The following is an 11,361-nucleotide window of genomic DNA, read 5'->3' on the forward strand; positions in this document are numbered from 1 at the left end:
GTGCCATGAGCTGGACCGGCTCATCGCCACCACCGCCCGGAATCCTGAGCTGGGCCAGTCCAGGGCCACCACCCGGGATCCCAAGCTGGACGTCGGGCTCAGAGCCACCACCCGGAATCCCGAGCTGGACGTCGGGCTCAGAGCCACCCGGCGTCCTGGGCGATCCGCACGGCGTGCAGCCGGTTGCGGGCGTGCAGCGTGGTGACGATCTGGGTGAGGTAGTTGCGGATGGTGCCCGCGGACAGGAACAGGGCCTGCGCGATCTGCTCCACGTCCTCACCTTCGGCGAACCGCCTGAGCACCTCCAGCTCGCGCGGCTTGAGCGGGCTCTCGACCGCCTCCAGCGCCGCCACGGCGAGCTGCGGATCGACCACCCGCTCCCCCGCCGCGACCCTCCTGATCGCGTCGGCGAGCTGACCGGGCGGGGCGTCCTTCACCATGAACCCGGCCGCCTGCGCCGCGAACGCCCTGCGCACGTTGCCGGGCCGGCCGTAACCGGTCACGATCAGCACCCGGCAGCCAGGTAACCGCCTGCGCAGCTCGGCCGCGGCAGTGAGCCCGTCGACGCCGGGCAGCTCGACGTCGAGCACCGCCACGTCGGGCTCGTGTTCCAGCGCCTTGGGGACGATCTCGTCACCGGTCGCCGCCTCGGCGACGACCTTGATGTCGGGTTCGAGGTCGAGCAGCGCGACCAGCGCGCCGCGGACGAGGTGCATGTCCTCGGCGAGCAGAACCCGGATCATTCCTCGCTCCTAGCCTCAAGGCCCTACTTTCGCCCCATTTCTACCATCTCGTGAGATCTTCATTGTGGATCATGAAAGATTCACGCGAGGGGCGGCCCGCCTCAGGCACGGGAGGCGGCCATCCCCTCCAGGAGGTAGCCGAGCCCTTCGTCGAACGTGGCGTCCCAGTCGTGCTCCAGCCCGTGCTCGGCCAGCGCCGGATAACGGTCGGCACGCTCGCGCAGGAACGCACCGGTGTCGGTGCCCCCACTCCGCTCCCAGGTCACCTGCATGATCACCGAACCCATCACGTAGTTCGAGAGGCTGAAGGCGGCCGTCTTCGGCGCGGCGAACCCGGCGGCGGTCAGCGTCTCGTACAGGAACTCGGTGCGCCGCAGCGCGTTGGGGCCCATAAGCGGGCGATCGAGCAGCGTCGCCGACCAGGGATGCCGCAGCAACGCCGCCCGCCAGCGCCGCATCAACCCCCGCACCGGCCCCCGCCAATCACCCGGACGGCTCACCGCACCAGCCCCGACATCGCCCCCGCCACCCCTCACCGCAGCAGCCCCAGCATCGCCCCCGCCGCCCCTCACCACGCCGGCACCGCCATCACGGCCACTCACCGCCGGAGCGTCGGCGCCCATGGCCTCATTCGCCGCACCAGCGCCTGCACCCCCAGCGCCACTCGCCCCAGCAGTGCCGCCACGTCCACCACCGCTCAACGCAGCCTCCCCTGCGGCGCCACCGCGCGGCACACCGCCGGCCATGCCTCTCTCACTCGGCGCACCGCCCACGCCACCGCCGCCCGGCGCAGCTCTGCCCACGCCACCGCCGCCCGGCGCACCTCTGCCCACGCCCCCGCCGTCGCTCGGCGCGGCGCTGTCGGCACCGTCGCCACCCAGCACTGACACCCCGCCCGCCGGTCCGGCGAGGTCGTCCAGCCGCACCTCGCGGAAGACCTCGTCCATGGCCAGATCCAGCACGTCGTCCTTGGTCTTGACGTGCCAGTAGAGCGTGGTCGAGCCGGTGTCGAGCCGCTCGGCGAGGCGACGCATGGTCAGCCGCCCCACGCCCTCCTCATCCAGCAGCGCCACCGCCTCCGCCACGATCCGCTCCAGCGTCAGCGTCTGTCTCGGGGACTTCTGACTGCGCGACCACACGTTGTCCACCCCGGGATAATACGTTGTACGACGACCGGATCAATGGTCTAGTGAATGGAACATCGGTCCAGTGCCGGATCGACGATCCGGACAGTCGAGCACCGGACCAGCGAGGGAAGAGGGTCAGGGGATGGGGCATGTCGACGTGAGCGGAGTGACGTACCTGCTGCCCGATGGACGTCCCTTGTTGCTGGAGGTGTCCTTCAAGGTCGGCGATGGCGCCAAGGCGGCGCTGGTCGGGCCGAACGGTGCGGGTAAGAGCACGTTGCTGCGGCTCATCGCGGGCGAGGTGGCACCGGACGAGGGGCGGGTGGCCGCCACGGGCGGGGTCGGCGTCATGCGGCAGTTCCTCGGCGAGGGCACCGTACGGGATCTGCTGCTGAGCGTGGCGCCGCCGCAGACCGGGCGGGCATGGGCGGCGCTGGAGCGGGCCGAGGCGGCGATCGCAGCGCACGACGACGAGGAGCGGCAGCTCGCCTACGCCCAGGCCATCGCCGACTACGCCGACGCCGGCGGTTACGAGCTGGAGCTGGTGTGGGACGTGTGCGCCACCGAGGCACTCGGGCTCCCGTACGAGGAGATCAAGGACCGGAGCCTGGCCACGCTGTCCGGCGGCGAGCAGAAGCGGCTCATGCTGGAGGCGCTGCTGCGCGGGCCGGACGAGGTGCTGCTGCTCGACGAGCCCGACAACTTCCTGGACGTTCGGGGCAAACAGTGGCTGGAGCGGGCGATCAGGAGCTCGGGCAAGACGGTGCTGCTCGTCTCGCACGACCGGCGGCTGCTGGCCGAGGCCGCCGATCGCATCATCACGGTCGAGGGGCGCGGCGTGTGGGTGCACGGCGGCGGGTTCGCCGGTTACGCCGAGGCCCGCAGGCGGCGCAAGGAGCGGCTGGAGGAGCTGCGGCAGCGCTGGGAGGAGGAGCGGGCCAGGCTGCGGCGGCTCGTCCACGTGCTGCGGCAACGCTCGGCCGGGAACGACGCGCTGGCGGGGGCGTACCAGTCGGCGGTGACGCGGCTGGACCGCTTCGAGCGGGCGGGGCCGCCCCAGCGCGCGCCCAAGGAGCAGAACGTCCGCATCCGGCTGCGCGGCGGCCGCACCGGCAAGCGGGCGATCGTCTGCGAGGAACTGGAGCTGACGGGCCTGCTGCGCCCGTTCTCCACCGAGATCTGGTACGGCGAACGCGTCGGCGTGCTCGGCATGAACGGCACCGGCAAGTCCCACTTCCTGCGCCTGCTGGCGGGCGAGCCGATCGCGCACACCGGCGTCGCCCGCCTGGGAGCCCGCGTCTCCCCCGGCCACTTCGCCCAGACCCACCTGCGCCCGGACCTGCTCGGCCGCCCCGCAGCCGAGGTGGTCATGCACGAGCACGCGCTGACCCGCAACGAGGCGATGGCGGCACTGGCCCGCTACGAGCTGGCGCCGGCGGGCGGCCAGCCGTTCGAGACGCTGTCGGGCGGGCAGCAGGCGCGGCTGCAGATCCTGCTGCTGGAGCTGTCGGGCGCGACGCTGCTGCTCCTCGACGAGCCGACGGACAACCTGGACCTGGCCAGCGCCGAAGCCCTGCAGGCCGGGCTCGGCGGCTTCGAGGGCACGGTGCTGACCGTGACCCACGACCGCTGGTTCGCCGACGACCTGGACCGGTATCTGATCTTCGGCGCGGACGGGCTGGTCCGGGAGAGCGACACACCGCGCTGGGACCTCTGACGCCGGACCGTCCGCGAGCCGGCGGAGCACGAGGTGCGGATCAACGCGCCTCGCAGCAGGCGCCGGAGGTGTCATCCTCTGTGCAAGAGCTGCGACCTTGCGGTGCGGGAGGGTGAGCGCCCGTCAAGCGATCAGGAAGCCGGCTCCCCGCCCCGCCATGGCGCAAGAGCTGGCCGCGATCGGTGAGGGCTGAGCGCCGTCGATCGATCCGGCAGATGGCAGCGCGATCGATCAGGCCGATCGCAGCGCGATCTATCAGACCGGTAGCAGCGCGATCGGTCAGGCAGATGGCAGGACGCAGAACTCGTGGCCGTCGGGGTCGACCATGACGACCCAGTCGGCCTCGTCGCCCTGGCCGATGTCGATGGGCGCCGCCCCGAGGGAGATGAGCCGGTCGACCTCCGCCTGCTGATCGCCGCCGGCCGGCGGGGCGAGGTCGAAGTGCAGCCGGTACTTGCCGGTTTTTGGCTCCAGCGGCGGGCCACCCCAGGTGATCTTCGGGCCGCCGTGCGGTGAGCGGATGGCGGTCTCCTCGTTCTGGTCCCAGACCAGGGGCCAGCCCAGCGCGGCGCTCCAGAAGTAGCCGGCCTGCTGCGAGCCGTCGGACGCGAGCGCCCCGATGAACCCGCAGTCGGCGAGGAACTTGTTGCCCGGCTCGATGACGCAGAACTCGTTGCCCTCGGGGTCCGCGAGCACGACGTGCTCCTCGTCCGGCCCCTGACCGATGTCGAGGTGGCGGCCGCCGAGCTCGAGCGCCCTGGCCACCGTCTCCCGCTGGTTCTCCAGGGACGTGCTCGTCAGGTCGAAGTGCATCTGGTTCTGGCCGACCTTCTGCTCCCGCGAGGGCAGGAAGCGCAGCCGGAAGCCGGTGTCATCGTTCGGCAGGAGCGTGATGCCGCCCCTGGGGTCGTCGGCGGTCTCCCAGTTCAGGACGCCGGACCAGAATCGCGCGAGACCGGTCGGGTCGTGCGCGTCGAAGCAGAGCGCGATGAGACGAGAGGTCACGTCGCTCCGCACCTCCGATCTAGTGGAAGCCTTCGATGCCGGAAAAATCCGGGCATGCCACGGGTCATGCTGGCATGCCCTCTGGTGATCCTCTACCGGTTATTCCCGGCGGGCCCTCAGCCCGCTTCCGTGACGGGCAGGCGGTCCCGCCGCAAGGCCGTAAGGGTCATGGTCTCGTCCACGGCCTCGGGCGAGAGCACGTGGTCCAGCACCATCACCGCGCACCCGCTGATCCCGGCCCCCGCTCCCAGCCGGCTGGGCTCGATGCGCAGCCGCCGGGTGGCCAGGGCGGTGGAGCGGCGGTAGACGACCTCGCGGATGCTCGACACCAGCGGGCCGAACGCCTCCGCCACGTCACCTCCGAGCACCACCACCGACGGGTTGAGGATGTTGACGGCTCCCGCCAGCACCTCGCCGATGCGCCGGCCGGCCTCGCGGACCGTGGCCATGGTCTCGGCGTCGCCGGCCCGTACGAGGGCGGTCACGTCGGCGATCGTCCTGACGTCCTTGCCGCCCGCCCGCAGCTCGCGCAGCAGCGCGGTGCCGCTGGCGACGGAGTCGACGCAGTCGTAGTTGCCGCAGCGGCAGAGCACGCCGCCGCCGTCCAGCACGGGGATGTGCCCGATCTCGCCCGCCGCGCCCAGCGCGCCGCGCAGGATGCCGCCGCCGGCGATCACGCCGGCGCCGATGCGGGTGGAGATCTTCACGAACATCAGGTCGTCGAGGTCGGGGTACGCGCCGCGGTGCTCGCCGATGGCCAGCACGTTCACGTCGTTGTCGACGAGCACGGGTACGGGGAAGCGCTCGCGGATGATCGGCGGGATGACGACGCCGGTCCAGGAGGCCATGACGCGGGCACTCTCCGTACGGCCCTGCGCGAACTCCACCGTGGCGGGCACGCCCATCCCGACGCCCTGGATCATCGAGCGCGGCCGGTCGCCGAGCAGTTCGTCCCAGGTGTCCATGAGCACCGGCAGCACGGTGTCTGGCCCCTGCTCCACGTCCATCGCGAACTCGCGCCCGACCAGCTCGGCCCCGGCGAGGTCGCAGACGGACACGCGGGTCCGTGAGGCGCCGAGCGCCGCCACCAGCACCACGCCGCCCGACGCGTTGAACTCCAGCCGGACGGGGGGCCGCCCGCCGGTGGACGGGGCGTCGGTGCGCTCCACGACCAGGCCGCGTTCGAGCAGCTCGCCGACGCGCAGCTGCACCGCGGGGCGCGACAGGCCGGTCACCCGGCCGAGGTCGGCCCGCGTCACGGCCTCACCGGTGCGGATGAGGCGGAGCACCTCGCCACTGGTGGCGAGGGCGGCAGCGGTACGTCGAGGCATCGGCTAAGTGAACCACATGCGGTTGTGTCATGAAAAGTCGTGACTTTTTTATCTCAAATACCAAAACTCCGCTTGTGTGAGACCCAAACTCTCGTTAGTGTCCGTTCTGTCCCTGCTTGGTAGATCATCGGAGTCCCGCACCGTGTCCACCGCGTCCACCACCGAAGCCGCCGAAGCCGTCGAAGCCGCCGGAACCGCCGCTCCCGCGACCGGCCCTGCCGCCCACACCGCCGACCTCGTCGTGTTCGGCGGCACCGGCGACCTGTCCATGCGCAAGCTGATCCCGGCGCTGTACCACAGCGACAGGGAGGGCAGGCTCTCCCCGGAGACCCGCGTCATCGCCATGTCCAGGGGCGGGCTGACCGACGCCGACTTCCGCGGCAAGGTGGACGCCGAGGTACGCGACCAGCTCCCGGTCACGGACGAGGGCCAGTGGCAGCACTTCCTGGCCCGCCTGCACCACGTGTCGGTGGACGTCGGCCGCGACGACAGCTCAGGCTGGAGCGCGCTGGCCGAGCTGCTGGCCGGCCACGAGGCCCGCGACCGCGTGTTCTACCTGGCCAGCCCGCCCAGGACGTTCGGCCCCTTCTGCCGCGAGCTGGAGCGGGCGGGCCTGGTGACGCCGCGCTCGCGCGTGGTGCTGGAGAAGCCGCTGGGCCACGACCTGACGAGCGCGCAGCGCATCAACGACGAGGTCGGCGCCATCTTCGACGAGCGCCAGATCTTCCGCATCGACCACTACCTGGGCAAGGAGACGGTGCAGAACCTGCTGGTCCTGCGCTTCGCCAACGCCTTCCTGGAGCCGATCTGGAACTCGTTGTGGATCGACCACGTCCAGATCACGGCCGCCGAGACGGTCGGCACGCCGGGCAGGCGCGGCTACTACGACCACGCGGGCGCGCTGCGTGACATGGTGCAGAACCACCTGCTGCAGCTCCTGACGCTGACCGCGATGGAGCCGCCGGCCCGCAACGACCGCGAGGCCATCCGCGACGAGAAGGTCAAAGTGCTGCAGGCGCTGCGGCCGATCGCGGGCGGCGAGGTGGACCGTTTCACCGTGCGCGGCCAGTACACCGAGGCCGGCGACCTGGTCGGCTACCTCGACGAGCCCGCCTCCACCCCGCCGAACGAGGCCTCGCGGCGGGTGGAGACGTTCACCGCGATCCGGGCCGAGGTCAAGAACTGGCGGTGGGCGGGGGTGCCGTTCTACCTGCGCACCGGCAAGCGCATGCCGTACCGGCGCTCGGAGATCGTGGTGCAGTTCAAGGACGTGCCGCACTCCATCTTCCCTGGCGGCGCCCCGAACCGGCTCGTGCTGCGGCTCCAGCCGGAGGAGGGCATCGAGCTGCACATCATGGCCAAGGAGCCGGGCGCGGGCGAGACGACGCTCAAGCCGGTGCCGCTGTCGCTGAGCTTCGGCAAGACGTTCACGGCGCGGGTGCCCGAGGCGTACGAGCGGCTGCTGATGGACGTGCTGGCCGGGAACCCGACGCTGTTCATGCGCCGCGACGAGGTCGAGGCGGCCTGGCGGTGGATCGACCCGATCCTCGAAGCCTGGCAGGCCGACCCCGCGCTGCCCGAGCCGTACCCCGCAGGAACCACCGGGCCCGCCGGAGCCCACGAGCTGCTCGGCCGCAGCGGTCGTGCCTGGCACGAGGAGGAAATGTGATGAACCACGTCATCCAGGAGATCACCGACCGGATCGCCGAGCGCAGCGCCGCCAGCCGTACCGCTTACCTGGAGCGGATCCGCCGTGAGGGCGAGGCCGCCAGGGCGAAGGGCCCGGCGCGGGCGCACCTGGGCTGCGCGAACCTCGCGCACGGCTTCGCGGGCGCCCCGGCCGAGGACAAGCCGGCTCTGCGCGGCTCCGCCAAGCCCGGCGTGGCCATCGTGACCAGCTACAACGACATGCTGTCCGCGCACCAGCCGTACGAGACCTACCCGCCGGAGCTGAAGCAGGCCGTGCGCAAGGCCGGCGGCGTGGCGCAGGTGGCGGGCGGCGTGCCCGCCATGTGCGACGGCATCACGCAGGGCCGCGCCGGCATGGAGCTGTCGCTCTACAGCCGCGACGTGATCGCCATGTCCACCGCGATCGCGCTGTCGCACGACATGTTCGACGCCTCGCTGCTGCTGGGCGTGTGCGACAAGATCGTGCCGGGGCTGTTCATCGGGGCGCTGCACTTCGGCCACCTGCCCGCGATCTTCGTGCCCGCAGGCCCGATGGCCTCGGGCCTGCCGAACAAGGTCAAGGCCCGCACCCGGCAGCTGTTCGCCGAGGGCAAGGTCGGCAGGGAGGAGCTGCTGGACGCCGAGGCCAAGTCGTACCACTCCCCCGGCACCTGCACCTTCTACGGCACCGCGAACTCCAACCAGGCGCTGATGGAGGTCATGGGCCTGCACCTGCCCGGCTCGACGTTCGTCAACCCGCACACCGAGCTGCGGCACGCGCTCACGCAGGCCGCCGGGCGCAGGGCGGTGGAGATCACCGCGCACGGCGCCGAGTACACGCCGATCGGCGAGCTGGTGGACGAGAAGTCGATCGTGAACGCCTGCGTCGCCCTGCTGGCCACCGGCGGCTCCACGAACCACACGCTGCACCTGGTCGCCATGGCCGCCGCCGCGGGCATCGTGCTGACCTGGGACGACCTGGCCTGCCTGTCCGAGGTCGTGCCGTCGCTGACCAAGATCTACCCGAACGGCCAGGCGGACGTGAACCACTTCCGCGACGCCGGCGGCATGCAGGTGCTCATCGGCGACCTGCTGGACGAGGGCCTGCTGCACGGGGACGTCATGACCGTGGCGGGCCCCGGCCTCGACCGCTACCGCGAGGCGCCCGAGCTGGTGGACGGCGAGCTGGTCTGGGCACCGGTCACCGGCGGCAGCAAGGACCTGGACGTGCTGCGCCCGGCCGCCGACCCGTTCTCGGCCGACGGCGGCATCCACATGGTCGAGGGCAACCTGGGCCGCGCCGTCAGCAAGGTCTCGGCGGTCAAGCCGGAGCACCTGGTGATCGAGGCGCCGGCCAAGGTCTTCCACGACCAGCTCGACCTGCTGAAGGCGTTCGAGGCGGGGGAGCTGGACGGGCAGGACTTCGTGGCGGTCATCCGCTACCAGGGCCCCAGCGCGAACGGCATGCCCGAGCTGCACAAGCTCACCTCGCCGCTGGCGGTGCTGCTCGACAGGGGCCAGCGGGTGGCGATCGTCACCGACGGCCGCATGTCGGGCGCGTCGGGCAAGGTGCCGGCGGCCATCCATCTGTCGCCCGAGGCGGCCGACGGCGGGCCGATCGCGCTGGTCCGCGACGGCGACGTGATCAGGCTGGACTCGGCGGCGGGCACGCTGGAGCTGCGGGTGCCGGCCGAGGAGCTGGCCCGCCGCACGCCCGAGGGCCGGCCGCTGAGCGACGCGCAGTGGGTCGGCACGGGACGGGAGCTGTTCGCCGCCTTCCGCCGGATGGCGGGGCACGCCGAGCAGGGCGCCGGCATCTTCGGGGTGAGCGGCGCCGAGTCGCCGCACCACGGCCCCGGCCTGGGCTTCCCCGCCGAGGCGGGCTCGTCCCACCTCGAGACGGGCGCGCCGGTCGGCGCGCTGGTCCGGTGACGGGATATTTGCCGGTACGGTGCTCTGTGTCCGTTTGGCGCGCGCTGAACGCTCCAGAGCCCGTACGTCCGCACCACCCCGCATGGGGAAACGTGAACGATCGTAGGATCCTTCGGTGTATGGCGAGCGATCTTGACGCCGCCCCGAATGCCGGAGGTATCCGTGAGTGCCTTTGACCTTCCGTGGCTCGTCGCCGACATCGGCGGGACCAACGCCCGGTTCGGCCTCGTCACCGCGCCGGGGGCGCGCCCGTCGGACGTCGCGGTCCTGCCGGGTGCCGACTACGCCACCCTCCCCGAAGCCGTAGCCGCCTATCTCGCGGAGCACGCGGGCGGAGTGCGGCCGGGGGCGGCCTGCCTGGCACTCGCGGGCCCGATCGACGGCGACCACTACCGGCTCACGAACTCCCACTGGTCCGGCTCCATCCGGGACCTGGATGTGCCGTACGCGCGGCTGCTCAACGACTTCGAGGCGCTGGCCGTGTCGCTGCCCCACCTGGCGGGCGACGAGCTGGTGTCCCTGGGCGGGCCCGCGCCGGAGCACGGCGTCAAGGCGGTGCTGGGCCCGGGGACCGGGCTCGGCGTCGGCGGGCTGGTGCCCAGCGTGCACGGCTGGACGGCGATCCCCGGCGAGGGCGGGCACGCCACGGTGCCGGTGTTCGAGCCGCGCGAGATCGAGATCGTCCGCGCCGTCCAGTCGCAGGGCCTGCCGCACGTGGTGGCCGAGCACCTGCTGTCGGGCCCGGGGCTGGTGCGCCTGCACCGGGCGCTGGCCCTGGTGAACGGCGTCACCGCACCCGACCTGACCGCCTCCGACATCGTCGCCAGGGTGGACGACTCGTTGTGCGCGGAGACGGTCGAGGTGTTCTGCGGCATGCTCGGCACCTTCGCCGGCAACGTGGCACTGACGCTCGGCGCCCGGGGAGGGGTGTACCTGGCCGGCGGGGTGCTGCCCCGTATCGTGGAGCGGGTGCGTGCCAGCGCGTTCCGTACGCGCTTCGAGGACAACCCCGACATGGCCGCCTACCTGTCGGAGATCGGCACCGTGCTGATCGTCGCGGCCCAGCCCGGGATGACGGGCGCGGCGGCCTGGCTGAGCCAGCACGCCCGCACCGAGCTGGTGGGCTGACTGAAGCCCACCAGGTGGGCAGGTGACCAGGTTGTACAGGACAAGACGACGGCCGTGAGAGGCCGACGAGGAGAGAGTAACCCCATGAGCCTGCTCGATCTCGCCCCAGTGGTCCCCGTCGTGGTGATCGAGGACGCCGGGACCGCCGTCCCGATGGCCCGCGCCCTGGTGGCCGGGGGGCTGCCGGTCATCGAGGTGACCCTGCGCACGCCCGCCGCCCTGGAAGCCATCGCCAGGATCGCCGAGGAGGTGCCGGAGGCGACCGTGGGCGCGGGGACGATCCGGACCACCGACGACATCGCGGCGTCCGTGTCGGCCGGGGCGAGGTTCCTCGTCTCGCCTGGCACGACGTTGTCGCTGGTGGAGGCGCTGGACTCCAGCGGCGTGCCGTACCTGCCGGGTGCGGCCACCGTGTCGGAGGTCATGGCGCTGGCCGAGCGGGGGATCAAGGAGCTGAAGTTCTTCCCCGCCGAGGCCGCGGGCGGCGTCCCGTACCTCAAGTCGCTGTCCGGGCCGCTGCCCGACGTGCGCTTCTGCCCGACGGGCGGCATCAAGCCCGAGACCGCCCGCGACTACCTCGCGCTGCCGAACGTGGGCTGCGTCGGCGGCAGCTGGCTGACCCCGGCCGACGCGCTGGCCGCCGGGGACTGGGGCCGCGTGGAGAAGCTCGCCGCGGAGGCGGCCGCGCTGCGCTGATCCCCGGGATAATG

Annotated in this window: 9 protein-coding genes; 5 read left to right on the plus strand and 4 right to left on the minus strand. The window is 72.0% G+C overall.

The features are described from left to right. Nucleotides 1-137: 137 nt before the first annotated feature. The gene (locus HD593_RS35615; RefSeq protein ID WP_185106316.1) at nt 138-743 is read right to left on the minus strand and encodes a response regulator transcription factor; all 606 of its coding nucleotides are present in this window, start codon (nt 741-743) and stop codon (nt 138-140) included. A gap of 101 nt (nt 744-844) precedes the next feature. Further along, nucleotides 845-1,891, minus strand: a complete 1,047-nt coding sequence (locus tag HD593_RS62215) for a TetR/AcrR family transcriptional regulator (protein WP_312903941.1) — start codon at nt 1,889-1,891, stop codon at nt 845-847. Between the two features lie 121 nt (nt 1,892-2,012). Here HD593_RS62215 and HD593_RS35630 point away from each other — a divergent pair, with 121 nt between their 5' ends. Next, entirely contained in the window at nt 2,013-3,587 is a 1,575-nt protein-coding gene (locus HD593_RS35630) for an ABC-F family ATP-binding cassette domain-containing protein (protein ID WP_185106317.1), read from the plus strand. A 279-nt stretch (nt 3,588-3,866) separates the two neighbouring features. Here HD593_RS35630 and HD593_RS35635 read toward each other — a convergent pair whose 3' ends face one another. Beyond that, complete coding sequence (locus HD593_RS35635) at nt 3,867-4,592, minus strand: VOC family protein (protein WP_185106318.1); 726 nt, start codon at nt 4,590-4,592, stop codon at nt 3,867-3,869. A 116-nt stretch (nt 4,593-4,708) separates the two neighbouring features. After that, a complete protein-coding gene (locus tag HD593_RS35640; RefSeq protein ID WP_185106319.1) occupies nt 4,709-5,923 on the minus strand; it encodes an ROK family transcriptional regulator in 1,215 nt (404 codons plus the stop codon). A 241-nt stretch (nt 5,924-6,164) separates the two neighbouring features. Here HD593_RS35640 and zwf point away from each other — a divergent pair, with 241 nt between their 5' ends. The 4 genes from zwf to HD593_RS35660 all read left to right on the plus strand — a co-directional run bounded on the left by zwf (nt 6,165) and on the right by HD593_RS35660 (nt 11,347). Continuing rightward, on the plus strand, nt 6,165-7,592 hold the full coding sequence (gene zwf, locus HD593_RS35645) for a glucose-6-phosphate dehydrogenase (protein ID WP_312904465.1): 1,428 nt from the start codon (nt 6,165-6,167) through the stop codon (nt 7,590-7,592). Continuing rightward, nucleotides 7,592-9,523: a phosphogluconate dehydratase gene (gene edd, locus HD593_RS35650; RefSeq protein WP_185106321.1), complete on the plus strand. Its 1,932-nt coding sequence runs from the start codon at nt 7,592-7,594 to the stop codon at nt 9,521-9,523. Before zwf ends, edd begins: the two co-directional genes overlap by 1 nt. 162 nt (nt 9,524-9,685) lie before the next feature. Next, nucleotides 9,686-10,651, plus strand: a complete 966-nt coding sequence (glk, locus tag HD593_RS35655) for a glucokinase (RefSeq protein ID WP_312903943.1) — start codon at nt 9,686-9,688, stop codon at nt 10,649-10,651. Nucleotides 10,652-10,735: 84 nt separating this feature from the next. After that, nucleotides 10,736-11,347 carry a bifunctional 4-hydroxy-2-oxoglutarate aldolase/2-dehydro-3-deoxy-phosphogluconate aldolase gene (locus HD593_RS35660; protein ID WP_185106323.1) on the plus strand — a complete coding sequence of 204 codons (612 nt, stop codon included), beginning with the start codon at nt 10,736-10,738 and terminating at the stop codon, nt 11,345-11,347. The last annotated feature ends 14 nt before the right edge of the window (nt 11,348-11,361 follow it).

It is taken from the genome of Nonomuraea rubra (assembly GCF_014207985.1).
Taxonomy (GTDB): domain Bacteria; phylum Actinomycetota; class Actinomycetes; order Streptosporangiales; family Streptosporangiaceae; genus Nonomuraea; species Nonomuraea rubra.